The sequence below is a fragment of the Pirellulales bacterium genome (genome assembly GCA_033762255.1).
GTDB lineage: Bacteria > Planctomycetota > Planctomycetia > Pirellulales > JALHPA01 > JANRLT01.
On the sequence record JANRLT010000028.1, the window covers coordinates 1 to 26,631 of the forward strand.

General features: G+C 53.7%; 19 protein-coding genes. 7 read left to right on the forward strand and 12 right to left on the reverse strand.

The features are described from left to right. Positions 1–254: 254 nt before the first annotated feature. Complete coding sequence (gene purM, locus SFX18_08135; GenBank protein MDX1963107.1) at positions 255–1,295, reverse strand: phosphoribosylformylglycinamidine cyclo-ligase; 1,041 nt, start codon at positions 1,293–1,295, stop codon at positions 255–257. A 358-nt stretch (positions 1,296–1,653) separates the two neighbouring features. Here purM and SFX18_08140 point away from each other — a divergent pair, with 358 nt between their 5' ends. The 4 genes from SFX18_08140 (at position 1,654) to SFX18_08155 (ending at position 8,059) form a co-directional block, all read left to right on the forward strand. Beyond that, a complete protein-coding gene (locus SFX18_08140) occupies positions 1,654–2,391 on the forward strand; it encodes a hypothetical protein (protein ID MDX1963108.1) in 738 nt (245 codons plus the stop codon). 279 nt (positions 2,392–2,670) lie between these two features. Further along, a complete protein-coding gene (glgX, locus tag SFX18_08145) occupies positions 2,671–4,782 on the forward strand; it encodes a glycogen debranching protein GlgX (protein MDX1963109.1) in 2,112 nt (703 codons plus the stop codon). Between the two features lie 319 nt (positions 4,783–5,101). Then, positions 5,102–6,652, forward strand: coding sequence for an undecaprenyl-phosphate glucose phosphotransferase (locus SFX18_08150; GenBank protein ID MDX1963110.1), 1,551 nt, complete (start codon positions 5,102–5,104; stop codon positions 6,650–6,652). A 216-nt stretch (positions 6,653–6,868) separates the two neighbouring features. Continuing rightward, a complete protein-coding gene (locus SFX18_08155) occupies positions 6,869–8,059 on the forward strand; it encodes a hypothetical protein (protein MDX1963111.1) in 1,191 nt (396 codons plus the stop codon). Here the strand turns inward: SFX18_08155 and SFX18_08160 are convergent. The 4 genes from SFX18_08160 to SFX18_08175 all read right to left on the reverse strand — a co-directional run bounded on the left by SFX18_08160 (position 8,056) and on the right by SFX18_08175 (position 12,549). After that, positions 8,056–8,445 (reverse strand): hypothetical protein, encoded by a 390-nt coding sequence (locus tag SFX18_08160; GenBank protein MDX1963112.1) that lies wholly within the window; start codon positions 8,443–8,445, stop codon positions 8,056–8,058. The two genes, SFX18_08155 and SFX18_08160, sit on opposite strands and share 4 nt — an antisense overlap. Before the next feature lie 204 nt (positions 8,446–8,649). Then, entirely contained in the window at positions 8,650–8,967 is a 318-nt protein-coding gene (locus SFX18_08165; GenBank protein MDX1963113.1) for a P-II family nitrogen regulator, read from the reverse strand. 214 nt (positions 8,968–9,181) lie between these two features. Next, positions 9,182–11,269 (reverse strand): cytochrome c biogenesis protein CcdA, encoded by a 2,088-nt coding sequence (locus tag SFX18_08170; protein ID MDX1963114.1) that lies wholly within the window; start codon positions 11,267–11,269, stop codon positions 9,182–9,184. Positions 11,270–11,442: 173 nt separating this feature from the next. Continuing rightward, the gene (locus tag SFX18_08175) at positions 11,443–12,549 is read right to left on the reverse strand and encodes a phosphotransferase (GenBank protein MDX1963115.1); all 1,107 of its coding nucleotides are present in this window, start codon (positions 12,547–12,549) and stop codon (positions 11,443–11,445) included. A 298-nt stretch (positions 12,550–12,847) separates the two neighbouring features. Here SFX18_08175 and SFX18_08180 point away from each other — a divergent pair, with 298 nt between their 5' ends. Both SFX18_08180 and SFX18_08185 read left to right on the forward strand, forming a co-directional pair. Then, complete coding sequence (locus tag SFX18_08180) at positions 12,848–15,757, forward strand: zinc-dependent metalloprotease (protein ID MDX1963116.1); 2,910 nt, start codon at positions 12,848–12,850, stop codon at positions 15,755–15,757. Between the two features lie 21 nt (positions 15,758–15,778). After that, positions 15,779–16,726 (forward strand): hypothetical protein, encoded by a 948-nt coding sequence (locus SFX18_08185; protein ID MDX1963117.1) that lies wholly within the window; start codon positions 15,779–15,781, stop codon positions 16,724–16,726. Positions 16,727–17,784: 1,058 nt separating this feature from the next. Here the strand turns inward: SFX18_08185 and yacG are convergent. The 7 genes from yacG to groL (SFX18_08220) all read right to left on the reverse strand — a co-directional run bounded on the left by yacG (position 17,785) and on the right by groL (SFX18_08220) (position 24,426). Further along, a complete protein-coding gene (yacG, locus tag SFX18_08190) occupies positions 17,785–17,973 on the reverse strand; it encodes a DNA gyrase inhibitor YacG (protein MDX1963118.1) in 189 nt (62 codons plus the stop codon). Between the two features lie 62 nt (positions 17,974–18,035). Then, on the reverse strand, positions 18,036–18,476 hold the full coding sequence (locus SFX18_08195) for a zinc ribbon domain-containing protein (protein ID MDX1963119.1): 441 nt from the start codon (positions 18,474–18,476) through the stop codon (positions 18,036–18,038). A 3-nt stretch (positions 18,477–18,479) separates the two neighbouring features. Next, complete coding sequence (gene grpE / locus SFX18_08200) at positions 18,480–19,001, reverse strand: nucleotide exchange factor GrpE (protein MDX1963120.1); 522 nt, start codon at positions 18,999–19,001, stop codon at positions 18,480–18,482. Positions 19,002–19,078: 77 nt separating this feature from the next. Then, the gene (gene dnaJ, locus SFX18_08205; protein MDX1963121.1) at positions 19,079–20,218 is read right to left on the reverse strand and encodes a molecular chaperone DnaJ; all 1,140 of its coding nucleotides are present in this window, start codon (positions 20,216–20,218) and stop codon (positions 19,079–19,081) included. Between the two features lie 327 nt (positions 20,219–20,545). Then, positions 20,546–22,165, reverse strand: coding sequence for a chaperonin GroEL (gene groL / locus SFX18_08210; protein MDX1963122.1), 1,620 nt, complete (start codon positions 22,163–22,165; stop codon positions 20,546–20,548). Positions 22,166–22,230: 65 nt separating this feature from the next. Then, complete coding sequence (groES, locus tag SFX18_08215) at positions 22,231–22,530, reverse strand: co-chaperone GroES (protein ID MDX1963123.1); 300 nt, start codon at positions 22,528–22,530, stop codon at positions 22,231–22,233. 210 nt (positions 22,531–22,740) lie between these two features. Beyond that, entirely contained in the window at positions 22,741–24,426 is a 1,686-nt protein-coding gene (gene groL / locus SFX18_08220) for a chaperonin GroEL (protein MDX1963124.1), read from the reverse strand. A 360-nt stretch (positions 24,427–24,786) separates the two neighbouring features. On the opposite strand from groL (SFX18_08220), the gene SFX18_08225 reads away from it, so the two are divergent. Then, positions 24,787–26,616: a hypothetical protein gene (locus SFX18_08225; protein ID MDX1963125.1), complete on the forward strand. Its 1,830-nt coding sequence runs from the start codon at positions 24,787–24,789 to the stop codon at positions 26,614–26,616. Positions 26,617–26,631 lie beyond the last annotated feature (15 nt).

Genomic DNA, 26,631 nt, shown 5'->3' on the forward strand with positions numbered 1-26,631 from the left:
TAATTGATGCAAATTCCGGTGTTACTTTTTATTTTCCATTTTTTTTTTTTTTTTTTTTTTTGTTTTTTTGTTTGTTTTTTTTTTTTTGTTTTTTTTTTTTTTTTTGGTTGTGGTGGTTTTTTTGTCTTTTTGTTTGTTGTGGTGTTTGTTGGGGGGTGGGGTGTTGTGGGGGGGGGTGGGGGGGGGGGGGGGGGGGGGGGGCGGGGGGGCCCGCCCCGGAAAAAGCCCAAGCCCGGCGGAGCGGAATATTTCGGCTAGGCCAGCGTGATTTTGCCAATCACCGTGGCCTGTTCGCCCGCGTCTCGCAGTTGATCGCATATACTCCCCGCATAATATTCACTCACGACCAACACCAGGCCGATCCCCATATTAAAGACCTGCTCCATTTCCGCCGCGGGAACTTCTCCCAACCTTTGCAACCAGGAAAAAACGGGGGGAACCACCCAAGAGCCTATTTCAATATCCGCGGCGCAGCCCCGAGGCAGGATACGTTCGAGATTTTCCCGTAGCCCCCCTCCGGTAATATGGGCGATGCCATGCAGGACGTTCTTTTTTGAATAATGGTTGTGAATGGAGCGGAGAGGTTTGGCGTAGATTCTTGTTGGCCTTAAAAGGGCGGCGCCGACTGTTTCCCCCAGTTCGGGAATCAACTCTCCCACATCATGCCCGCCGACTTCAAAGGCGATCTTTCGCGCCAAGCTGTAGCCATTGGAATGCAAGCCGCTGGACGCCACGCCGATCAGCACATCCCCCGGGACAATCGCCCGTCCGTCTATCACTTTGTGGCGCTCAACCACTCCCACGACAAAGCCCGCCAGATCATAATCTCCGCGGCGATATAGGTCGGGCATGATGGCTGTTTCTCCCCCCAAGAGCGCGCAGTCCGCGTCCAGACACCCCGCCGTAATGCCGCTGACAATTTGTTCCAATAGCGCGGGATCATCATGGGACATCGCGACATAATCTAAAAAAAACAGGGGTTCGGCCCCGCAACACAGGGCGTCATTGACGCTCATGGCCACAAGGTCGATCCCCACGGTGTCGTGTTTTCCGGCTAATTGGGCGACTTTTAATTTTGTTCCCACGCCATCCGTGCAAGAGACCAACACCGGTTGCTGATACTTTCGCGCGAATAATTTATCAGCAAAATCCAATTGAAATAATCCTGCAAATCCCCCGTCCAACGGGAGCACCCGCGGGCAATAGGTCCGATGCAATAATCGGGGCAGACGCGCCATGCTTTGCCGGTAAATCTCTAGGTCGACACCGGCGTCTTTATAAGTTACTTTGGCCATGGCCGTCGTTGGGGCTATTGAACTGCTAATTTTACAAATCCACGCTGTGAAAACTGTTTTTTAACAAATTTCACGCAAAACCTCTAGGAGCGGTGTTGCCAAGATTTGGGGCAGACCCGCCCGACAACTAGGCAAAAGTCTCGCGTAAATCCGTTGCCGTTCACTCTGAATGTAAATTTATGCCAGCTAGACCAATTATTTGCTTGTTTGGCGCGCTATCTGAGTAATAATGACAGCTAATCCGAAACATGCGGAAATATGCTTCTTTACTCTCAGCACGTGTTTTGTATCAGCGATGCGATCCAATATCCTTTTTCGGTCTCTTTCAAACTTTTCGCTTTGTTTGCTCTTACCATCCGTGGTATGGGTTTTGCATGAAGGGAGGGGAGATAAGCCGACATCGGCCCCCGCCGCTACAGTATCGCTAACGGACTTTGTGGAGGTTAACCACGTTCCCCTGGCACTAGACGATTATGTGGCACAGGCTTCGGAGCTTTTGGCAAATCCATCCGACTTTGAAGAGGCGCAACAAGAGCGACTAAAAAAGCATGCGTTATCTATTGCCAGTTTGGCGATGACCTTGGCCCAACACCAGCGCGAGCATCCCCTCAAAGCTCGGGCGGCGGGAATTTTTACCGCGGCGGTCGAGTTATCCCGACATCATAAGGACCATGCCCAATCAGCGGCTGCCCTGAAAAAGTTACAGTCGGCACGAAACGCCGATCCCAGTTCCCCCGCGTTGCTTCCATGGCAAGCGGTCCCTGGATTGGGTGCCCAGATGAAGCGGGTAAATGAGTTACAAACAACCCTCAAACGGTCCCTGACGGCGGAAAGATTTGCCAAAACCCGCGAGGCGTCCAATCGGCAAAGCCTGACTTTGGCGGCAATCGCCTTGGTAACGGCGGCGGACACCCATGAAGTGAAAAATCCGACGGATTTGCCTGCGTGGGGAGAATATTCGGCTGAATTTACCGCAGCCGCCGGTCAATTGCATCAAGCGATCGCGGCGGAAAACCTGTCCGAGGCTCAACAAGCCATGGACCGCGTGAACCGCGCGTGCCATGACTGTCATCAAAAGTTTGTGCCGCAAAAGTAGCCGGCCCCGATTAATCGGGCGATACCGCGCGGGTGTGCCGTTTGTGCTAATTACGGCGGTAAAATTTTTTAATTGTGCGGCTGGAACAATGGTGCGCTACCCCGCACTCCTATTATTCCCAGCTAGACTTTTTTTCCCACTTGTCATAGGCGGCGCTCTGATGAGTGATTTTTGGCCGATTTTCGCGGCAAAACTCCGCTTTACCCCTGTTCCAAGTGCTATTGTTCTAGGTACTCATCGCTGATGTCCATCATTTCGATGTCTCCCCGGAAGGAACCAATGCTGCGTAAGATTGCCCACGCCCACCCCGCGCTGCAGTTTTCGACCGCTTTGCCGTATGGAGCGATTCTGCATGAAGGCGGGGTTCAGTTTGTTGTGTTTAGCCGTTCCGCCACGGCCATGCGGCTGTTGCTGTATGATCGCGTGGAAGATCGCGAACCAAGCGAAATCATCGCCTTTGACCGCGAGAATGACCGTTGGGGCGATGTCTGGAGCGTCTACGTCCCCGGGCTGGGTGCCGGGCAATTATATCATTTTCAGGCGGACGGCCCCTTTGATCCCGAGCATGGGCACCGTTTTGACGGCAAGGCCCGCCTGATCGATCCGTACGCCCGTGCGTTGGCGGGGAAATTTTTGCCCAGCGACGACGGCTTGGTCCGGCCCCCCAAATGCGTGGTGGTGGATGATCGGTTTGACTGGGGGGGCGATCGTCATATTAAACGCAGCCTGAGCGACACCATCATTTATGAAATGCATGTTCGCGGCTTTACCCGCGACCCCAGCAGCGGCGTGGACGCCCCGGGCACGTATTTAGGCGTTATTGAAAAAATCCCGTACCTCAAATCGTTGGGGGTTACGGCGGTCGAGTTAATGCCCGTGCACGAATTTCCCATGGAAAGTCCCTTTGGCCAAAAGCTAGAGCGACCCAACTACTGGGGCTACGACCCGCTGGCGTTTTTTGCTCCGCACCGGGGTTATGCGGCCGGGTCAGAGCCAGGCTCGCAGGTTCGCGAGTTCAAGCAAATGGTCCGCGCGCTTCATCAAGCCGGGATTGAGGTAATCTTGGACGTGGTTTTTAATCACACGGCCGAGGGTAACGAACTCGGACCCACGCTCAGTTTAAAAGGTTTGGAAAATCGCGTTTACTACATGCTGGGCAATGGCGGCAGTTACTATAAAAACTACACCGGCTGCGGCAACACCATCAATGGCAACCACCCGATCGTCCGCGAGATGATCTTCTTGTGCCTGCGGCATTGGGTGCTGAATTATCATATTGACGGCTTTCGGTTTGATCTGGCGTCGATTTTATCGCGCGACCGGAACGGCGAAGTGCTGAGCAATCCTCCCGTGGTGGAACTCATCGCCGAGGATCCACTGCTGGGCGATACCAAAATCATCGCCGAGGCCTGGGACGCCGCCGGGGCGTATCAGGTGGGCTCCTTTAGCCACATCCGTTGGGCCGAATGGAATGGCCGTTATCGGGACGATATTCGCCGTTACTGGCGCGGAGACCAGGGCCTGACCGGCGCCATGGCGACGCGGTTGACCGGCTCGAGCGATTTGTATCAGCCCGGCGGGCGGTCGCCGTACCATTCAATCAACTTTATGACCTCGCATGATGGCTTTACGCTGAATGACCTGGTCAGTTATGAGCAAAAACATAATGAGGACAACGGCGAGGGAAATCGCGACGGGGATAATCATAATCTGAGTTGCAATTATGGCGTCGAAGGTCCCACGCGCCGCAAAAATATCGAATCCCTGCGACTGCGGCAGATCAAGAACTTTTTGGCCACTTTGTTGTTAAGCCAAGGGGTCCCCATGCTGCTATCAGGCGATGAAGCGCGCCGCACGCAGCGCGGCAACAACAACGCGTATTGCCAGGATAACAACATCAGTTGGTTTAACTGGAAAACACTAGAGAAAAACGCCGATCTGCTTCGCTTTGTGCAGGGGCTGATCAGTGTGCGCAAGTCCAATCCCACGCTGCGGCGGACAGAATTTTTAAATGGTACGCCCCATGGCCCGGACATGCTGCCGGATGTCAGTTGGTATAATGCCGCTGGCAAACCCATGAATTGGGAAACCGCCGATTGCAGCTTGACTTGCGTCTTTGGCATGCCCGAAGCGACGGCAAATCGCAATTTTTATGGCGAGGAACCGCGGCATGTCATGATCATGATGCATTCCGGGATATTGCCCAGGGATTTTGTGGTCCCGGAACAAGTGCGGGGGATTTCCTGGCGATTGATGCTCAACACGGCGGCCCCCACTCCCGCCGATATATACCCCGATTTGGACGGGCCATACTTGCCCGCAAAGGGGATCGTGCCGTTGTCCGATCGTTCGCTCGTCTGTTACATCTCGGCGGAAAAACATCCCGGTTAGCGCATATTTCCTGGCAAATGCCGGGGCATAACCTACGCTAGATGATAGCTGGCGGGACAAATTACCGCGGCATCTCTGTTCTGCCGCCAACGAAACCAACTGCACGGACTGACCCACAGCCAAGTGCGGCGATAGCCGGCCTGAACAACTTCAGGCCGGCTTATTTTTTATATCAATAACTGGCGGGGCCAAAGGATAGCGTCGGATCCGTGGTCGACGGATTCCCTGCTACCGCCGATATCGCCACGGATATGCCCCGCGTCCGCCTTGCTCAGCATCCTACCGCGATTCCTGGTCGGATGTATCATCTCTAACGCTTATGCATGCGATTTCCTCCCCCCACGCTATCCGCCGGGGAGGTTTTTTTAACCTAAATTTGTGCAGCTATTGGCTGTCTGGCCATTTCGCCAGCGACTGGCGGATTGCCCGGCAACTTGTTTACAGAAAATTGGAATTTTACGCCATTATGCCCGCCGCCCAATTACAAATTCACCAGCATTGGTCCTGGTTAACGTTGATCTATCGCGCCTTGGACGCGATTTGTCTAACAGGGGGATTGTGGCTGGGCGTGCTGGGAATTTATCCCGCCGCCGAGCTGTGGCTCATTGCCGCGGCGACCGTGATTGTGTTTTCGTTTATCGCGGAAATGACCGGTCTGTATCGCAATTGGCGCGGCGCGCCGACACAGGTCGAAATTGGCACCCTATTGGTCACCTGGTTGTGCGCGATGTGTCTGCTGGCGGGGATCGCACTGGTTGTAAACTACCAATTGCCGATCACCCGCGCGGAATTGTTCCGCTGGAGTACTGTTAGCGTCGGCGCGCTATGCGCCACGCGGATTGTTTTGCGCTGGGGGCAATACCTCTTGCGGGCCCAGGGCATCAACACCAAATCGTATGCGATTGTGGGCGTGAATGAACTGGCCTTTCAACTGGCCAAGAATATTGATCAATCCTGGGACCTGGGCCTGAAACTGGTGGGCTTTTTTGACGATCGCGAGGAAGACCGCCTGCCGATCATTCCCGCCGAGATTGGCCAACAATGCGGCGATTTGGATCAATTGGTCGAATTAGCGCGTCAAGGAAGCGTGCAGCAAATTTATCTGACTTTTCCCATGCGCGCCGAGGAACGCTTGAATAAAGTTTTGGCTCGACTTAGCGATACCACGGCCAATGTGTATGTCGTGCCGGACTTTTTTGTGTTTGAGCTGCTTCATTCCAGGTGGACGCAAATTGGCGGCTTGCCCGCGGTCAGTGTATTTGAAAATCCCTTTTATGGCGTCGACGGCGCGTGCAAACGGGCCATTGATGTCGTTTTGGGAACGCTCATTGCCATCATCCTGGCAATTCCCATGTCGCTGATCGCGCTGGCGATTAAGTTTACCTCGCCCGGACCGGTGTTCTTTCGCCAGAAGCGCTATGGCCTGGATGGCAAGGAAATCCGCGTTTGGAAATTTCGCACCATGACTGTCTGCGAGGACGGCCCCGTCGTTACCCAAGCGACCAAGAACGACAGTCGCGTCACGCCGCTGGGGGCGTTCCTGCGAAAAACCTCGCTGGATGAGTTGCCGCAACTGATCAACGTCCTGGAGGGGAGCATGTCCCTGGTTGGACCGCGACCCCACGCCACTGCCCATAATGAGCAATATCGCAAATTGATCCCCGGCTATATGCTGCGACACAAGGTCAAGCCGGGAATCACGGGTCTGGCCCAGGTGAATGGTTGGCGGGGGGAAACCGACACGCCGTATAAAATGGAAAAACGGGTGGAATTTGACCACAAGTACATCCGCGAATGGTCCCCCTGGCTGGACCTGCAAATATTATTTCAGACGATATTCACGGTCTTTCGGCGTGAAAACGCTTATTAAAGCGTAGCGGAACTTGCCAAAGTTCCGGGAGACGGGGGGATTCAATAAGCTCAGAATTCTGGCGAATTCTGCTACGAGGCGCGTAGCGGAACTTGCCAAAAGTTCCATGCCTAGCGTAGCGGAACATGCAAAAGTTCCGCATTGCGGGATCGCCACACAAGTTTATAATGCTCTCAGCTAATTGCCTGTCTTTCCCATTTTACCAGAGCCTGACGAATGTCGGAACAACGGACGCGCGTGCATGAAATTGCCTGGCTGGAAGTTTTTCCCTGGCTGCGACTGGCCGACTGCCTGCGGATGTCGCTGCGGTTTGGCGCGCTCCTGCTGGGGACGTTTGGATTTTTGGCGATGTTGGCCGGCTGGCAATTGATTGCTCGCTTCTTTGCCAGTTCAGAAAATCCCGCGACCGAGGCACTGATTCGACAATTGACGATTTGGCCCGGAGAAGCCAAGCTGGCGCCAGATGCTAGTTTATTGCCAATGTTGTCGGCGATTTTGGATTTTCCCGTCCGAATTTTAGCGCCGATCCAGACCTTGTTTAATCCCGCGGTCTCGCTTGGAACCTGGTTTTTTGCTTTGCTCTGCGGCTTGTGGGCGCTCTTGGTTTGGTCGTTATTTGGCGCGGCGCTGACGCGGATGGCGGCGCTCTCCTTAACCGTCGGGGTCAAGGTAGGCCCGCTTACGGCGTTAAGATATGGCATGCAACGCTGGACAGCGTACTTTGGCGGTCCGGTATTGCCGCTCTTATCAGGAGTTTTTTTTGCGGCGATCTTATTTTTGCCTTCGTTGATCACCCGGCTGGATTTTGGCGCGGCGATTGTCGGTATCCTCTGGCCGCTACTGTTGGGCGTGGGATTGATTTTGTCCCTGGTGCTGTTGGGGTTGCTCTTTGGCTGGCCGCTCATGTGGCCGGTCATTAGCGTGGAAGGCACGGAGCCTTTTGACGCGATCAGCAGGGCGTATTCTTACACCTATCACCGGTTTTTGCGGTATCTCTTTTTTGCCGGGGTGGCACTGCTGTTGGGTTCGGTGGGCCTTTTGATTGTCAATTTGTTCGTGGAAAGCACTATTTCACTGGCCGAATGGTCGCTGAGTTGGGGCGCCGGACGGGAGCGTCTGGGTGAATTGGCCAACCCCGCCACCGCCACCAATCGAACCATGCTGGGCTTTGCGGCGTGGAGCATCCAGGGGTGGAACTGGCTGGTGCGGCTGGTCATGGGCGGATTCATGGCAAGCTACTTTTGGACCTCGAGCACGCTAATTTACTTGCTCTTGCGGCAAGCCGAGGATGGGGCCGAGATCGAGGAAATCTACATCGAGGACCAGGGAAACGAGTTTGGCTTGCCCCCCCTGACAACCGACGCCGCTGGCGTGCCTGCCGTGGGGGATCAACCCCCAACTCCTTAACCCGTGGCGAACAAACGGGGCAAGCTGCGCGAGAATTCCCCCTGGGAGAGCACCTCGTCACAGCCCGCCGCCGCCGCCCGCGCCAACAATTCGGTATGCACATGCGGGGCATAGGCGATAATCCGTAGCTTGCTGGTATTGCTAACTGCGGCTGGATCGTCAACGGATTGATCAGTCACAATAGTTCGCGCGGCGGGGACCAATTCTTCAATCGTTACCCCCGGGGCGTGCAAATCAACGATGAGCAACCGTGCCGGATGTTCCCGCAGTAGCGCGAGTGCCCGAGGAGCCGAAAGGGCCGTGTGCACGGTTTGGCCAGTCGCCTGTGCCGCCGCAGTGACTCGTGAACCAAACATCAAATCGCCGGATAGAAAGATCGCGCTCATAACATACTTGATAAGGGGTAGATTCTGTGAGTTGAGCCACTGCCTCAGCCAGGGAACAACACCTCAGCCCGCCGCGTTAGCCAGGGAACAGGGGTCAGGGACGAGGGCTCAGCTCGCCGCCTCAGCCAGGGATAACTCTGCTATACAGAACCCTTGCTTACGCTGCGGGCTGAATTCTTCACAGGGGACTGTGAAGAGTACAACTCAAAACTCAATCGCCCGCTCACAAGGTAACAAAAACACCTTTCCATCGCCAAAGTTGCCCGTGGGTCCCGTGCGGGCGACTTGCACAATCTGGTCAACCAGCGCGGGCATCGACTCGCGGTTGAGCGCGGTCTCTATCGCTATTTTACGCAACAACCGCGTTTGATATTCGTGACCCCGGTACAGTTCCACCTGCCCCCGCTGGCGGCCATAACCTTGGGTCTCGGTAATGGTCAGCCGCTGCGGGCCCCAGCTTTCGAGTGTTGCCAATAGGGATTGCAGTTTGGGCGGTTGAATAAGTGCCAACAAAAATTGCACGATGTGCCTGCTTGAAAAAAAATTCAAAGTAGTAGGCAGCGTCCCGCTGCCGTTATGTTCCGCGTTTTCCCATCTTCTTCGCTGTTGCATTTCCCACTGCCGCGGAATCAGGTACTCTTGCCGGATTTCCCGCTGCCAGAGGCACATTCGTCGCAGCCACGGGCGCAATTGCCTCTGCCGCTTTACCCTCGCCTATCATCCTCTTCCGCCGATACTATCGGCGGCTTTGTTGACCCACCGCCACCAGCGGTGTTTGCGAAGGCCCCGCTTTTCGCAACGCATCCAGCACTTGCTGCTGTGTGAGTAAACCATCAATCACGATCGGCCGCGTGGGATCATTGGCGGGAAAAATGGCCAAGAGGGGAATCCCCGTCCGATCAAGTTTACTAAGCAGCTCCTCGATTTCCGGTACTTCATCGGTCTTGTCTGCCTTCAGCGGCACTATCTGGTATTCTTTGACCAGTTGATTAACGGAATTGGTGTCAATCGCCGTCAGCAGGTTGACCTTGCATGTTTGACACCATTCCGCCGTAAAGTCCACCATCACGGTTTGCCGGTTCTGCGCCGCGGCCAACAACTCCGCGTGCGTGTATTTTCGCCATTCCAGGATCGTGTGGGTGTTTAAAAACCATGCGAACGCCCCCCAACCGATCACCGCCGCCACCGCTCCGCCGGTCAACCAAGCAAACAACCGCCGCGATAAATCCGCGTATATCGGAACTTGTCCCACCCACCATAGCGCAAACCAAATCGCAAACTGCAGCGACAGTGTCGGCAAAAAATATTCGCTTTTAAGATTGCTAAAGAGCAGCACCACCGTCCCCAATAACACAAAGCCCATAATTTGTTTAAAGGTGTCCATCCAAGCCCCCGGCTTTGGTAATAGCTTGACCAAGCCGGGGAAGACGCCAATCATCAAATAGGGAAATGCCAGACCCAATCCAATGCTCATAAAGATGCCAATAGGCTGCCACGGCTGGGTATTGGCATTTTTGAGCGCATAGGCAAAGACCGATCCCAAAAACGGCCCGCTGCAGGGAGTGGCTAGCAGTGTCGTCAACACTCCCTTCATGACAGCCCCCAAGTAGCCTTCCTGGGTGCTGGCCTCGGCTAATGTGCCACTTGCGGCAAAGCCGGGAATAGGGATTTCCCACACCCCCAAAAAGCTCAGTGACATGGCAAACACGATGGAAATCATCGCCACGTTAAAGGCCTGGCTTTGAAATTGATCCCCCCAACCCAACCCTAAAAAAACCGCGGCTAGCGCTAGCGCCAAAAAGACCAACAAAATGCCCATTGTATAGGCCAAATTCAACAGAAAAATTCTTCCCCGATGATGTCCCGCTTGATTGACAAACGACATCACCTTGAGCCCAATGACCGGCAGCACGCAGGGCATCAGGTTGAGTAAAATCCCGCCTAAAAACCCCCAAATGAGCGCGTACCCTAGTGACTGCACGCCCCCTTCTAAGCCGGAATCAAAATAGAGTGGTTGAAAGTTGGGCAGGGTCAGCACGCCCGTAGGAGCCGGTGGTTCTGTATTCTGGGGACTGGGGAGAGGGGTCGTGGCGGTTGTATCCGGTGGAGGGATTTGCGGTGGCTGGTTTTTTGAAGTGCGTTGTGCTTTGAGTAAATTCGCCGGCACATTGTAACGGGATGGCAAAAACCGCACTTCGCCCTGATCTGTGCCGCGCATTTCGGCGACCTGCAACTCCACACTGAATGTCGCCGCTTCTTGTAGGCATTGGCCGTCCACTTGGCAAATCTGCAGACCTATCGAGCCTGTGACCGTGATCTTGCCCGTTGCGGCATCCCCCTTGACTTTCACGGGGATCGTCAATTGCAGTGGTTCTGGAAAGACATGATTATTGTGGTCGTCAACAATCGGTTCCACACTGGGTTTGACAGGCCCAGTTTCGATTTGCTGATGCGGATCAACCCAGACTATCGTGGGAAAACCAATCCCCAGACGTGTCGTGCGTTCTCCCGTGGGTGAGAAATAATAAAAGTACCAATTGTTAAGGGCATCCGGAGTAATGAGCAGTTGCAATTCTGCCGTTTCACCCGGGGCAACGGTCGCGGGGACCAATTTACCGGTGATTGTCCCGGAATTTTGGCTCGTGACAAATTTGGCCTGCGGCTCTGCCGCAAATAAAGCAGGCGTGCCGACACAATACGCTAGAACCGTTGTGGCTAACATGAGCCAGCCCATCAACCGTGTTCCGGACTGCCAGACCGTTTGGGGGAGCCGCCAGTCTTGGACGCTACTGCCCGAGGTCATAGTCGCATGTGGAGCATTCATACAAAAAATATCCCTCAAAGGTTCACTAAGATTCTCAAAGACACGTGGCATTGCCCATTATCGGAGTTTGATGCCGGGGAGAAAAGGTGAGTTACGACGTGAAACGTTCCCCCCATCGACCGTTGTGGGCTTGTTTCCTGGCCCCCCGTCAAGAGCTTGCTCCTCATATCCAGCTAGCGAAACTCCAGCACGGAGTTAGTTTGGGTAGGCTGGCGATATGCTAATAGTTCTGGTAACTCCCTGCCTCTAGCGAGGGCCCGCTTGGCAAATGATTGTACTCGATCGACTGGCCCAAAATCACGCGCTTCGATGACAATCCACCGAAACCAGTTAAGCGGCGTTAGAAGTCGCGACGCAAAATCATACGCAATAAAGACTTGCCGCTCATTTGTGGTTAAAGCGCGGAGTTCTTCATAGGTTGTCCAGATTGCCGCGCGGGCTTCCGCTTGGTCGAGCGGAACCTCCATGAGCAACCTTGTCAAATCGGCCATGGGGCTATCGACCCGCAAAGCGGCAAAATCAACAATCCCCGCCAAACTTTGATTTTGAAATAAGTAATGTTCCCCACGAACATCGCGGATGCAGGGAAATTGCGGCACTTCCAGGTGGGCTGCCGCTGCCACTATTTCGCTTACCCGTAAATGACAAGTGGCCAGCAACCCTAGTAAATGGTGCCCATATTCACGCCAAAATTCCGGTAATTTTAGCGTAAGTGCCTGTTCGATTTCCTGCCGTTCCATTATCCAGGCGTGAGCTAGCATTTCCCTCCGTAATTTCAATCCATAAGGGGTGGATGCAGTAATTTTCACGTCATCTCGTGGATTTGGCTCTCCACTTGGTTCTGGAGGAAATTGACCCAATCCAGCCACTACGTGCCATTTAGCGATGGCCTGGACAATTTGACGTCGCAGTTCCGGTTGCCGGTGCCAATCAGCAACGGCAGCCCCGCTGATCCAAGGGAACAACTCGTAACAATGGCCCTCGCTTGCCAGCCATGTTTTTTGTGATAACGTCTTTAATGGCAAGCAGATAGGAATATTTGCTTGCTGTTGAATTTGAGCTAAAATGGCATGACGCCACTCTAACCATGGAACATCTGTAACATGCGTATTAACGGTCACTCTCAGGGCATAAGTCTGGCTGCCGAATTCCACATGCCAGATTTGGGCCCCGCTTAGGCCCCCTAGAATTGGTGTCAGAGGAACGGCATCGCCTTCCCGTGCTGTCAGGCCGTATTCCGGCCAAATATGCAAAAACTGCGCTAATCCGGGGCTTTTCATGAAAAAATTTGCCTCACTTTAGTCCGGGGTGATGAACACTACCCGGAGGTCCCCTATATTGATTATAGGGAATAAACCGCCTATGGTGAAAAAAGCCTGGAGAATTGAACATTTTCCCCCACCCAGGGGACAAACCTCCTTTCAGGTCCACTTTTGTTAACTTGGACAAGGTAAACTAGATTTTAGGCTTGCGACGCGGCTTAGTGGATTTCCTGGATGTGAGCATACATTTTTGGTATTGGGTCCTGGTAACACCTCTTTCGAACTTTCATCCCACTTTTTTGCACACGGATACGATATGGACTTTCGCTTGTGGCAATCTTGGCAGCAGGGCCAGAACGTTTTCAACACCTGGGGCAATTTCGCCCCATCGCAAAATTTTCGCTGGCGGTCCACGCTGGCGGTAGGGGCATTGATCTTTGGTCTTGCAGGCATTTTGCCGGCCACTTATGCCGTGGCGGACAATCCTTCGCCAGCTCCCGCCCCTGCGGTTTCACCCGCCACCCCGCCGACATCCCCTGCCACCACTGCCAAGCCCGATCTAAACACGATCAAAGCGGGGGATGATGATTCCAGCGATGATGCCAAAGGAAGCGACGGAGACGGTGACAAGCCCAAATATCCCCCCTTTGGCAATGTTATCAAAGACGCCAAGAAAATCAGCGGGCTCCTCACGCTGTACAAACGGGAGAACCAACTCTTTGCCGAAATTCCCGGCGGTATGCTTAACAAAGACCTGATCATGGTCATCTCCATTGCCAAAGGGATCGGCCAGCAACCGCTTCTCGGCGGGATGAGTTGGAGCTTTGGTGATGATTCGGTTTTGCAATTTCGCAAGGTGGACGACACGATCCGCATCATTCGGCGGAATGTCCGCTTTACCGCGGATGCCAACAGTCCCGAGAAAAACGCCGTCGGCCATGCCTATACTGATAGCGTGCTGTTTAGCCTGCCCATCGCCACGATGGCCCCTTCGGGAGCGCCCGTGGTCGACCTGACGCCCGTCTTTATGAGCGATTTCCCCCAGATCAGCATGGTTCTACCGGGATTTGCCTTTGCCGCGAATAAATCCAATTGGGCACTCGTCAAAAGTTACCCCGATAATGTGGAATTGCAGGTTGCAGCCACGTATGCCTCCGGCGGAAACCAAGAAATCGATACTGTCGCCGACAGCCGCGGCGTGACGATCCATGTGCATTATTCGATTAGCGTCCTTCCCAGTACAGGTTATCGCCCCCGCCTGGCCGATGACCGCGTGGGCTACTTCCTTACCGTGCAAAAGGATTACTCGCACAAGAATGAGGAAGATCGATTTATCCGCTATGTGAATCGCTGGGACCTGCAAAAAGCCGACCCTGGGGCGGACATTTCTCCACCTAAAAAGCCGATCATCTTTTGGCTGGAAAAGACCATCCCTTATAAGTTTCGCAAGCCAATCCGCGACGGCATTTTGGAATGGAACAAAGCCTTTGAAAAAGCGGGCTTTTATAACGCGGTCGAGGTTCGCCAGCAACCCGACAATGCCGATTGGGAGCCAGAGGATATCAACTACAACACCTTCCGCTGGATCACCTCGAGCAATGGCTTTGCCATGGGTCCCTCTCGGGTCAATCCGCTAACGGGACAAATCCTGGATGCGGACATCATCTTTGACGCGGACTTTTTGCAATCGTGGAAGCGCGAATACGAAACCTTTACGCCCGAATCCATCGCCGCCATGACCGGCGGCCCGAATGACCTGCGGGGCTATCAATTGTTCATGAAGCAGCGCAAGGGGCTAGATCATCTGAGCAACTGCCAGGATTGCCAACTGAGTTATGGCCGCGGAATGGATATGGCTTTTGGCGGGGCGATGCTCTTTGCCAAGGATCCTGCCCTGGCCGAAGCCGAAAAGGAAAAGCTGATGATGCAAGGGATTAAGGAAATCACCATGCACGAAGTCGGCCATACACTCGGCTTGCGGCACAACTTTAAATCCAGCACCGTTTATTCGCTGGCCGATTTGCACGACACGTCCAAGACCAGCGAGACCGGCCTAACCGCCTCCGTCATGGATTATGCCCCGGTCAACATCGCCCAAAAGGACGCCAAGCAAGGGGATTTTTACTCCACGACCATCGGGCCCTACGACATGTGGGCGATTGAATATGGCTACAAGCCGGTCAGTGGTAACTCGCCCGAGGGGGAACTGCCGGAGTTAAAAAAGATCGCCGCCCGCAGTGGCGAGCCAGCACTGGCCTATTCCACCGATGAAGACACCCGCGGCGTCGATCCCGATCCGCTCAGCAACCGGTTTGACCTGGGGAAGGACCCGTTGGAATACGCCCAAAACCAGGCCAAATTAATCAGCGGCTTGTGGGAAGGGGTCGTCGAACGGATGGTCCCTGAAGGTGAGGGGTACCAAAAAGCGCGGCAAACATTCGGGATGTTGCTGTCAAAATATGGCATGGCGATGTTCATGGCCAGCCGCAATATCGGCGGGTTGTACGTGCACCGCGGCCACAAGGGTGACAAAGACGCCCCCGCGCCATTTGTGGTGGTGGATGCCAACAAGCAGCGGGAAACGCTAAAAATGCTGGACGAGCAGGTCTTTAGCGACAAGCCGTTCTCGTTCCCCCCGGTGCTTTATAACTACTTGGCCTCTACCCGCTGGAGCCACTGGGGCACGTCCACGCCGCTACGGACCGAACTGGCCATCCATGACACGGTGGCGATGTGGCAAGAACGGATCCTTAGCCAGTTGCTATCGCCCTTAACGCTGGAACGGCTGTATGATTCGGAATTGCGAATTTCGCGGGACGAAGACGCCTTCACCGTGGCGGAACTGCTGAAAAAGCTGACAAGCTCGATCTTTAGTGAAGTCGACAAGCTTCCCGATGGCGAATTTACCGACCGCAAGCCCGCCATTAGCAGCCTGCGGCGGAACCTACAACGGCAGTACCTGGACCGGCTGACCAAGATCGCGCTCGGCCAGACCGACGCCCCCAACGATTGCCGCAGCCTGGCCCAGCTCGAGCTAAAGAACCTGAACGAGCGACTGACCAAAAATCTGGCGGCCAATCCCAAGCTGGACTCTTACACGCTGGCCCACCTGACCGAGGTGCAGTCGTACATTGGCAAGGTGCTGAACGCCAATGTGCAGCTTAACAGCGGCGGCGGTGGGGGCGGGGGGTTGTTTCATCTGCTGCTGGGCAAGGAAGGGGAGTAAGGGGTAAGGAGGGAAATTTACATGCGATTTCCATCCTTTTTCCAGCGATATTCACTACGCACGATGCTGCTACTCTTTATAGGAGTAGCAGCAATATTAAACTTCTACTATTTGCCGCCGATTAATAGGCATAACGCAATCCACTGGTTGGAAAAGAGCAAATATGTAAAACGCTGCTATGCAAGTATGGATTCCGCTAGAAACCAAGCACTGCTTCTTGATTTCTTTTATGATAAGCTTTACACGGATATCGTAAGTATTAATATAGAAGTTCCGGAAAACATTAGTGATGCGGACCTGCTGCAAATTTACCATAAAATATCAGGTATAGGCGAGATCGGTAGTTTGAGTATTTTGTGTGACACTAGTAGCCAGCTAGCTTCAAACAAGACTAGCTCAAGAGACTTACTGCTAAAGGGAATAACGTTTAAAGTAAACGAATTGAGCATAAAGTCATTCAGAATTAACATGGATGATTACTCTCCTAACCTGCATGGCACGAGTAAACTCGACATAAGAGACTGTCAATTAGTATTTGGCAAGGGTAACAAGATTACGCTCCCTGTCGGTGCATACATTCAATCATCTATCGTTACGAATCAACCAAAACTAACAATTTATGGCCGCGAAAAACTTTATTTGCTTTTAGGCGGTTGTTCAAACAATTGCCTGATTAAAGTGACTGGGACATACAACCATTTGGCGGTTAATCTTGATGAAGCGTATCACAAAGCCAATATCCAAATTCAAGGCCGAGCGGGTGAAGTGGATGTCACAAGCTTTCGTGGCACGGTGTTGCCAAACGAGATGTGCGTGGATATTAGCCGCCTCCAGTGCCAAATTCTTTACATTCGGGACATCAACAAGGTCATTTGCAGCGGTAAACTCAAAAGTCGCCTTGAAAATGATGGAGTGGGCCTCTTTTTTGATAAAGTCCCTAGAATAGAGTACGTGGCGCAGGAGGAGTGACGCAATTAGCGGGGTGGGGCCTGCCGGTGACAGCGGCCTAGCGTTATCGTAGCTTTTATTTTCAAGTGGTTTAACCCTACTTTTGCCGATTCCAGTTCCTTGCACCCAAATGCTTCAATTATCAACTAGCTTGGGTGCCACTGTCGTTCCGACAGTGTTTGCCAAAACGTTAAGTCAAACAGTGAAGGTGGGATTACAAATAGTGCCCATCGTCTAATTCCACAAGAACATCGCCGCTACTCGGCTAGGCATCAAATCCATTGTAAACCGGGGGTTTGCACCCCCGGCTAGAATCCTGCCGCCGCTGCGCGGCTAGATGGGAAAGGGGGTTATCCCCCGGGTAGTCGCTGCGATCCAATTCAGGGCTAAGTGTTGCAATCGTTGCGCGGTAGGAGGGCGAATTAACCAAATACCAAAAATCAGCAACCAAATGCCAAATCGGCAACGGAGTTGCCTCCTACAGATTGTCTTCTCAGTAAAGCACTGTACTAATAACCTCTTTTATGTTACGCAAAATGCGAAGATTTTTTGTTGCCCAGGCCTGTGTGGGCCAAGGCGGTTAAACCTTTGTGGGCCAAAGGCCCAACCTATCCCAGCCTAGGGCAAGCGCAGCGTCGCCCTAGGAAAATGGGAATTCTAAAATGGAAGGGCCAAAGGCCCGACTCATCCGCTTCGGCCGAAAACAAACCATCCGCCAGTCCCTTGGGTTGAGGGCTGAAGCCCGCACCAGGTCTTCTCCATCCCTCCGCGATAAATGTACTTCTTTAGGCACAGCGCTCCGCTGCGCGTCGCGACAAACTACAAATACAAGAAGCCACTTTAGGAGTAAACATCCACTCTCCACGCCTGCATACCGCCGATACCATCGGCGGCTTTGTGCATGCCTAGCGTCTACCAAATTCTATCAGCCAATTACCTGTTCGGCTCCGTGAACCTCCGCCTCTCCTCCGTGACTCCGTGCTAAATACATTCATACGTCTTTTGGCCACCCGCGCTTCGCGGCTTACAAAAAAACCAGCAACCAAATATCAAATCGGCAACGGAGTTGCCTCCTACAATCATTCAGCCTGTTCCTCGTACGATTCTTCATCAGTGTCCGCGGATTTTTTTGCCGGGACGGCGTGCCGCTCACCCAGCCATCGGCCCAGGTCCGCTTGTTTACACCTTAGCGAGCAAAACGGCAGCACCGCTTGGGCCGCTACCTCGGTGGGTGGAGCAAATTCGTGTTCGCAGGTGGGGCATATCATGATTTCCGCCCGCCAAAGATACAGCTAGAAGAGTAATCCGGGGTAATACGCTTTCAACGGGATCACTTTTTGGCTTTGCCCGATTTTCCGCCGGAAGAATCCCCGCGGGAGCCTCCGCCAGTGCTCTCACCGCCGCTAGCGCCGCGTTTTGTTGCGCCGCCGGAGGATTTTTCAGAACCGCTTTTTTCAGAGCTGCTTTTGTCAGTGCCCCCCTTTTCACTACCACCTTTATCAGTCGTCCCTTTTTCGCCAGAACTTTTCTCGCTGGATCCGCTCTCGCTTTGCTTTTTTTCGTTCGCGGCTCCAGCCTTGTAACTGTCGCTGCGATAGTCGGTAATGTAAAAGCCAGAGCCTTTGAACATGAGCGCGGCCCCCGTGCCAAATAGCCGCCGCAGCTTTTTCTTGCCGCATTCGGGGCACTTGGTCAAGAGCGGGTCGTTAATCCCCTGGAAATGCTCAAAGGCGTGCTCGCACGCGTCGCAAACGTAATCGTAGGTGGGCATAAGTTATTCGGGATTTTTAGAAACAATCACCTGAACCGGACGAATCACGCGGTCATGCACCTTGTACCCCGCCTGAGCCACTTGCAGGACCGTGTTTTCGGGAACGTCGCCGCTAGGCTGCTGCATGATCGCCTGATGAAAATTTGGGTCAAACGGCTCCCCCGCCGCGGCGATGCTTTCACACCCATGCTTTTGCAGGACGGAATGCAACTGCTGGCGCAGCATTTGGTAGCCGGTGAGCAGGCTGGCCGCGTCGCTGGTCTTTGCGGCGGCGTCAATGGCCCGTTCGGCGTTGTCCAGCACCGGCAAGAGGTCCATTAGCAGGGGAACTTCGCGGTAGCGATACTCGTCGGCGCGTTCGCGTTCGACGCGTTTGCGATAATTGTCCAGTTCGGCCTGGGAGCGTAACCAGCGATCCCGCATTTGCCGCAGTTGATCGGCCAATTGCGCCGGATCATTCAGCAATTCGGCGGAGAGATCGTCAATATCAACGGGATGTTGCGTAGGGGAGGCAGGTTCAGACATCGCGCGTCTCGCAGGTGAAAATAATTATATCGTGGGAGGGATTACTGCCGTCGATCATCCAGCGAAAAGCAAGCAAGCTATTCTCCGGCGGGAGGATTCTCGATCGGCACAAAAAACTCCGTCAATTGCTGAAAAAACGTTTTGCGCTTGGGACTGACATTCACATGATCCTCGGCGGCTAGTTGCTCTAGCAGTTGCCGCGTTTTGGCGTTCAGTTTTTTAGGGACTTCCAGGATGACCTGCACTAGTTGGTCTCCCGCCCCGCGGCCACGCGGGTCACGCAGACCCTTGCCCCGTAGTTTAAACACATCGCCCGGCTGGGTGCCGGCGGGTATTTCGAGCTCGTGGGGGCCATCCAGGGTGGGAACCTGGATCGTTGACCCCAGCGCGGCCTGTGAATAGGTAATAGGCACCTGGCAAATCAGTGTTTGACCATCACGCTGAAAGAGCGGATGCTCCGTCACATGCACCAGACAATAGCAGTCGCCGGGCGGCCCTCCCTCGGGACTAGGTTCGCCTTCTCCACTGAGGCGCATCCGCATGCCATCGTCGATACCCGGGGGAATATCCAGGTCCAGTTCCACCGTGCGGGGGACGTAGCCATTTCCCCGGCACTTATTACAGGGGTCCTTGATCACGCTGCCGCTGCCGGTACAGACCGGACAAGTGGTCTGCACGCGAAAAATGCCCGTCGCCTGGACCACCTGGCCCCGGCCGCCGCAGTATTGGCATTGCTGCTTTTTGCTGGCGTCCTTGGCCCCGCTGCCGGCACAGGTTTCGCACTTTTGGTGCCGTTCAAAACGTAATGTCTTTTTGCATCCTTTGGCCGCTTCCAAGAGGTCAATCGTGACTTCCGTCCCGATATCCCCCCCCTTGCGCACCCGCCGCCCCCCCCGACCGCCAAATAAATCCCCAAATCCCCCGCCGCCAAACAACTCCCCAAAGGCGGAAAAGATTTCGTTAATATCATGAAACTGATGCGATTGCCCCTCGACGCCCGCATGGCCGTGTCGGTCATACCGCGCCCGCTTTTGTTCATCGCTAAGAATCTCAAAGGCTTCGGCGGCTTCCTTAAAGCGCAACACGGCCTCTTCGTTGCCTGGATTTTTATCCGGGTGATATTTGATGGCCAGCTTACGGTAAGATGCCGTGATCTCGGCCACGCTAGCCGTGCGCGAGACTTGCAGCACTTCGTAGTAACATCGTTTGGTCTGCATCATTTCGCGCTCACCACGCCTGTAAACCCGCGTGTCATGGCGCAAAGTGGTTTAACGGCAAACCCCTCGCCCAGCCCACGCTACTCCATGTCCTCCCAGCCAACTGTCGCCCTGCCAATGTCAAACTTGCGGTAAAGCTAAACAAGTGCTCGATTAAAACTTAGTTTAAAAATAACAGTAGCGCTTTAACCTATTGTTAAAGCGGAAAAACCTGATCTTTGCAACTGTACTCTATAACTGTGACAACGGACTATGCTAATTATGCCAATCAAGCCCAGCAGTAGCAACGTACTCCTGGGCTTGTGGCAAGTTGTTAAGGATGGGAACTTAGCGGACCGAGCCTTCGACACCGGGCTTATGCTTGTCCTCATCCTCGATATTGGTGACCAGGGCCTCGGTTGTCAGCATGAGCGCGCTAATGCTGGCGGCATTGCTGAGGGCGCTACGGACGACCTTGACCGGATCGATAATGCCCGCCTTGTACATATCGACATACTCGCCCGCGTAGGCGTCATAGCCGGTATTGGTGGGTTTGCGGCTGACCTCGTCGGCGATCACGCTGCCATCAATGCCGCAGTTATCAGCGATCTGGCAAATCGGGGCGTCCAACGCGTGCAGGATGATGTCCGCACCCACGCGTTCGTCCCCTTTGAGCTTATCGCGCAGCTTGGTCACGGCTTCGTTGCATCGGAGCAGGGCCACGCCCCCTCCGGGCAAAATGCCTTCTTCCACGGCGGCGCGGGTGGCATGGAGGGCGTCTTCCACGCGGGCTTTCTTTTGCTTCATGTCGGCTTCGCTGCTGGCGCCAACCTTGATAATGGCCACGCCACCGGTCAACTTGGCCAGGCGTTCCTGGTACTTTTCCTTGTCGTATTCGCTGTCGGTCTGTTCGATCTGATTGCGAATCTGCTGAATACGGGCCTGGATGTCGGCCGATTTGCCGGCACCCTGGACAATCGTGGTGTCATTCTTGTTAACCATGATTTGCTTGGCCCGGCCCAGGTGCGAGACGGTCAGGCTTTCCAGTTGAATCCCCAGGTCCTCGCTAATAAGCGTGCCGCCGGTCAGCGTGGCGATATCCCCCAGCATGGCCTTGCGGCGATCGCCAAAGCCGGGCGCTTTGACCGCACAAATATTCAATACGCCGCGCAGCTTATTCACCACGAGCGCGGTGAGAGCTTCGCCCTCGACATCCTCGGCAATGATGAGCAGCGGCTTGCCGGTCTGGGCCACTTGCTCCAGGATGGGAATCAATTCTCGGAGGTTGGCGATTTTCTTTTCGAAGATCAAAATGTAGGCGTCTTCCAATTGGCATTCCATCTCGGCCGGCTTGTTGATGAAGTACGGCGAGATAAAGCCTTTGTCAAATTGCATCCCTTCGACAAATTCCAGCGTGGTTTCGGTCGTTTTGCCTTCTTCGACGGTAATGACGCCATCCTTGCCAACTTTTTCCATGGCATCGGCCAAGAGGTCGCCGATAGCCTTGTCGCTATTGGCACTGATCGCGCCGACCTGGCTGATTTCCCCTTTACTGGAAACGGGCTTGGACATGCTTTGGAGCGCTTCGACGGCGGCATCCACGGCCTTTTCGATGCCGCGCCGCACCGCCATGGGATTTGAGCCAGCGGCAATCATCCGCGTCCCTTCCTTAAAAATCGCGCGGGCCAGCACGGTCGCGGTGGTTGTGCCATCGCCAGCGATATCGCTAGTCTTGCTGGCGACTTCGTTGACCAGCTTGGCCCCCATGTTTTCAAAGCGGTCTTCCAATTCAATTTCCTTGCTTACGGTTACGCCGTCCTTGGTTACGGTCGGCCCGCCGAAAGACTTGGAAATGATCACGTTGCGGCCAGTCGGGCCCATCGTCACCGCGACCGCCTGGGCCAGCTTTTCGACGCCCTTGAGCATTTTAGCGCGGGCGGAATCATCAAATAACAACTGCTTCGGCACGGGTATGTCCTTAATGGAAATGGAGTTATGAATTTTGTGGAAAAATGACCATTACAGCCAGTTAATTAGGCCAAAACCTTGGCCAGGATGTCGGTCTCGCGCAGGATTTTAACTTCTTGGCCGTCGATCTCGACATCACTGCCGGAATACTTGCCAAAGATCACCTCATCCCCCACGGCCACCGAAAGAGCGCCGCGGTCGCCGCTGTCGGTCAGTTTGCCGGGACCGATGGACAACACTTTGCCACGCTGGGGCTTTTCCTTGGCGGTCTCGGGCAGAACGATGCCCCCCGCGGTCCGTTCTTCCGCTTCGATGGGTTGGACCACAACGCGATCATCAAGGGGACGTAAACGCAAATTGGCCATGTGAAACTCTCCTGTTAAGTTAAGTGAATTGTAAATGTTGGTAACAAACCGATACGCACTAGCGTCCGGTTCAGCAGCATCAACCGTGGCTAGCATCCCGGCGGCTGATTTTGTCGTATTATCCGTGCAGACTGGCGTTACCTTCCGAGTTGTATAAACCGTGGACTCGCGCCTTCTCTATTCCCTAACCCCTGCCCCCTAATCCCTTCTTTACATCATGCCGCCCATGCCACCCATCCCGCCCATGCCACCCATTCCTCCCATGCCGCCCCCCATTCCGCCCATGCCGTGGTCATGATGGTCATGGTCGCCACCCCCTTTGTCTTCGGAGGGGACTTCGGTAATCAGGGATTCGGTGGTGAGCAAAAGTCCCGCGACGCTAGCGGCGTTTTGCAGGGCCGTGCGAACTACCTTGGCGGGGTCGATGACGCCAGCCTTGATCAGGTCGGTGTAGGCGTCTTTGTCGGCGTCATAACCTTCATTCTTGTCCTTTAACTGACGCACTCGGTTCACGACCACAGCGCCATCCACGCCGGCATTGTCGGCGATGCATCGCAGAGGCATGTCCAGCACATTGCGGATGATCTTGGCTCCGTGGGCTTCATCCCCTTCCAGATTCAATTTGTCGAGAGACTTTTCGCAGCGAATGAGCGCCACGCCGCCACCAGGAACAATCCCTTCCTCTAGCGCGGCCTGCGTGGCGGACTTGGCGTCTTCCAGCAGGTACTTGCGTTCCTTCATTTCGGTCTCGGTCGCCGCGCCGCAATTGATTTGGGCGACACCACCGGCCAATTTGGCCAATCGTTCCTGCAGCTTTTCGCGATCATAGTCGCTGTCGGTCTTCTCGATTTCCTGGCGAATCTGTTGGGCACGCCCATCGATGTCGTCCTTTTTGCCAGCACCGCTGATGACAGTGGTGTTTTCGCTGGTGATATGGAACTTTTTGGCCCGGCCCAGGTCGGTCAGCTTGACTGATTCCAGTTGAATGCCCAGGTCCTTATAAATGGCGGTCGCGCCGGTTAGCACGGCCAGATCGCCCAGGATAGCCTTGCGGCGGTCGCCGTAGCCGGGAGCCTTAACGGCGCAGACCTGCAGAATCCCGCGCAGTTTATTAACGACCAGTGTCGCCAGAGCTTCCCCTTCGACATCTTCGGCAATGATCAGCAGCGGCTTGCCGGATTTGCTGATGGCCTCCAGCAAGGGCACCAGGGCCTTGGCATTGGAAATTTTTTCTTCGTAAATCAAAACGTAGGCGTTTTCCAGTTCAACAGTCTGTTCGTCCTGGTTGGTCACAAAGTGGGGAGAGAGGTAGCCGCGATCAAACTGCATCCCTTCCACGATTTCCACGGTCGTTTCGGCTTGCTTGCCTTCTTCGATCGTGATCACGCCATCCTTGCCCACCTTTAAGAAGGCGTCGGCCAGAACTTCGCCAATGGTGGGGTCGTTGTTGCCGGCAATTGTGGCAACCTGCATGATCTCTTTTTTGCTTTTATCATCGATTGGAGTCGCCATTTTCAGTACGGCTTCACTGACAGCGACCACGGCCTTGGTAATGCCGCGCTGTAGAGCCATCGGGTCGGCCCCGGCGGCGATCATTTTTAGTCCTTCGCGAAAAATGGCCTCGGCCAAAACGGTAGCCGTGGTGGTGCCATCACCGGCGACATCATTGGTCTTACTGGCAGCTTCCTTGATCAGCTGTGCCCCCAGATTTTCATACGGGTCGGACAGTTCGATATCCTCTGCCACGGTGACACCATCCTTTGTCACCTTGGGTGAGCCCCAACCTTTGTCCAGAACGGCGTTGCGGCCCCGGGGACCAAGAGTGCTGCGGACAGCGCGGGCCAGTTTGGAAGCCCCGGCAAGCAGCGGCAGGCGGGCCTCATCATCAAAAACCATTTGTTTCGCCACGATCAATCCTCCAGGAAAGGCGTAAGAGACAGGTGTATCGAAAAAGTTGTTTGAAAGTCGGTGTAGACCGTCAAACTGGCAGCATTTCTGTGTTTGAGGGCTAAATGTGCAAACGATGTGCCGAAGAAACCATGAAATTATGTAAGGCTATTGACTGTAATGGTTTAATGCATTTTAAATAATGCATATCGCGTTGTGGAAAACTGGTTGATTCAGGCGGGGTGCCGTTTTGGCAGGGGGAGTCAATTGAGTCAAATTACAACTCCTGACAAATGGTGATTTCCTTTAAAATGTTTGTGACAGCGGTATTTGAAGACTTCAGCACACCATTTGGCATTTGAGGCGAGCATGTCGCAATCTCCGTCCCGGTCGGACAATCACCTACGGGACCGTCGCGAGTTTTTGGCCCAAGCTGGCTGCACAGCCGGGGCGGCAATCATCGGTGGTGCGAGCGGCTTACTGGCCTCAGAACCTGGGGAGGAACAGGCGGGCCTAAAGCCAACAACGGATACAACAGGGGAATCAATTTCCATAACGCATCCCGAGCTAAGCAAACTGGGGTTATGCCCACTCAAGATTGATTATGTGGCGGTCAAGCGTGAGTATGTTGAGCTACTAAAGCTGGTGCCAGAGGATTTGCGATATGTTTGGCCGCACACTGCCTCCAAAGTAAATGGTTGGTATGGCATCAAAGCGGCATTTGAGACGTCTACCCCAACTGAATCCAGTGAATATTTTGGATGGGAAGAAGATGAACGCCTTGGAACCCAGGAATTAGAACCGTTACCTTGGCCGGATGATCAGGATTTTTCACTTGTCAAAGAATGGATGTCTACCAACGAACGATTTTTAACTCGTCTAAATGAGGCGATCAATACCGCTGACTACATTTCTGATGTGAATGTTAACCATTGCGATCTTGTTGATTTTGAGAACATAATGAACATGGATTTTTTTTCTAAGTTGCGAATGGCAATATTAAAAATAGGTAGCCGCCTGCGAATGGCTGTACGTTTAAATCGTTGGCGGGAAGCCCGGGAAATTTGGGAAATCGGCTTAAATTTTTCGGTACTCATGTTGTCTGGTGGAGGAAAGAGAGAAGAATACTTGATAGCACTCAGTATGAGAACGATCGCTATATCTGGTATTCATGTATTGGTCCGTCAACCGGAAGTACCGTTGAGAGAATTAGAACGGGCACTCAAATCATTGCTAGAAATGCCAAAAATTCCCCTGCCCATAAACCATCTTAAGAAGACCTTGTGCGAGACAATTCTCAGTCTCATAGCATATCTACCGCATTCCAATAACGTGTCTGACACGCTCTTAGGGATGTATAGGATGGCAATTAAAGACTCCCCCTTTGCAAATAGCCACACTGGTTGCGTACCTGTCGCTCCGTCGGATAATGAAAGTCGATCCGATGACAGGGTATTATCAATGATCCAATTTATGCGGCCTTATGCCGTACATTTGCTGGTGCTTGCGGAATTTTTTAAGAATCATGCGGCACCCATCAATAAACCCGCGACAGTGCGCGAGGCTTGCAAATTAACCAGGATGCTTATCGACCAATGGCAACAGGAGCACTCCCCAGATTATACGGGTGCCTTGGACTGGCCTGAAGAATATGATTTGTTCCTCGATTTGCCTCCGCGCACCGAAATTACCGCACTCGATAAGATTCTTGAAGTGCTAGCGAAACACAATTACTTGCAATTAGAACCCGAATTGCAAGCGAATTTGACCGAGGAAAAAGCGAGGGAATTGATACAAAAAATTGGCAAGGTACCCAACGCGGTAGGTAAATTCATCTTATTTCATTCCGCGGAATTCAGTGTTCCTATTTGGGGTGGTATCCGCAATTCCGAGTTAGAATTGAATGTTGCGATTCTACGCGCGGCGATCAAAATCCATGACATGCGGTTCAAGCGATGTCCTATTCGCTTAGATGAATTGGTTAAAATGGGAATACTCAAGGAACTTCCCCTCGATCCGTTTAGCAATCGGCCTTTTGGGTATTCAGTTGACGAAGGAATCATCTGGAGTGTGGGACGCAATGGTCAAGGGAATGGCGAAATGCCTTCAAAGCCCGAGGATTGGCCCGGTACGAGTGAAGCCTGGAATCAAGAAGTAGAGTCTACTCACAGTATCTATCAAGTGTGGGCAAATGAGTAGATTGCGATTTTGCCA

Excerpts from the sequence above, each read along its gene's own strand:
- SFX18_08160 (MDX1963112.1), bottom strand. The coding sequence starts at position 8,445 with ATGAGCGCGATCTTTCTATCCGGCGATTTGATGTTTGGTTCACGAGTC.
- dnaJ (MDX1963121.1), bottom strand. The coding sequence starts at position 20,218 with ATGCAGACCAAACGATGTTACTACGAAGTGCTGCAAGTCTCGCGCACG.
- purM (MDX1963107.1), bottom strand. The coding sequence starts at position 1,295 with ATGGCCAAAGTAACTTATAAAGACGCCGGTGTCGACCTAGAGATTTAC.
- groL (MDX1963124.1), bottom strand. The coding sequence starts at position 24,426 with ATGGTTTTTGATGATGAGGCCCGCCTGCCGCTGCTTGCCGGGGCTTCC.
- SFX18_08150 (MDX1963110.1), top strand. The coding sequence starts at position 5,102 with ATGCATGCGATTTCCTCCCCCCACGCTATCCGCCGGGGAGGTTTTTTT.
- glgX (MDX1963109.1), top strand. The coding sequence starts at position 2,671 with ATGCTGCGTAAGATTGCCCACGCCCACCCCGCGCTGCAGTTTTCGACC.
- SFX18_08180 (MDX1963116.1), top strand. The coding sequence starts at position 12,848 with ATGGACTTTCGCTTGTGGCAATCTTGGCAGCAGGGCCAGAACGTTTTC.
- grpE (MDX1963120.1), bottom strand. The coding sequence starts at position 19,001 with ATGTCTGAACCTGCCTCCCCTACGCAACATCCCGTTGATATTGACGAT.
- SFX18_08170 (MDX1963114.1), bottom strand. The coding sequence starts at position 11,269 with ATGAATGCTCCACATGCGACTATGACCTCGGGCAGTAGCGTCCAAGAC.
- yacG (MDX1963118.1), bottom strand. The coding sequence starts at position 17,973 with ATGATATGCCCCACCTGCGAACACGAATTTGCTCCACCCACCGAGGTA.
- SFX18_08155 (MDX1963111.1), top strand. The coding sequence starts at position 6,869 with ATGTCGGAACAACGGACGCGCGTGCATGAAATTGCCTGGCTGGAAGTT.
- groES (MDX1963123.1), bottom strand. The coding sequence starts at position 22,530 with ATGGCCAATTTGCGTTTACGTCCCCTTGATGATCGCGTTGTGGTCCAA.
- SFX18_08175 (MDX1963115.1), bottom strand. The coding sequence starts at position 12,549 with ATGAAAAGCCCCGGATTAGCGCAGTTTTTGCATATTTGGCCGGAATAC.
- SFX18_08225 (MDX1963125.1), top strand. The coding sequence starts at position 24,787 with ATGTCGCAATCTCCGTCCCGGTCGGACAATCACCTACGGGACCGTCGC.
- SFX18_08195 (MDX1963119.1), bottom strand. The coding sequence starts at position 18,476 with ATGCCCACCTACGATTACGTTTGCGACGCGTGCGAGCACGCCTTTGAG.
- SFX18_08185 (MDX1963117.1), top strand. The coding sequence starts at position 15,779 with ATGCGATTTCCATCCTTTTTCCAGCGATATTCACTACGCACGATGCTG.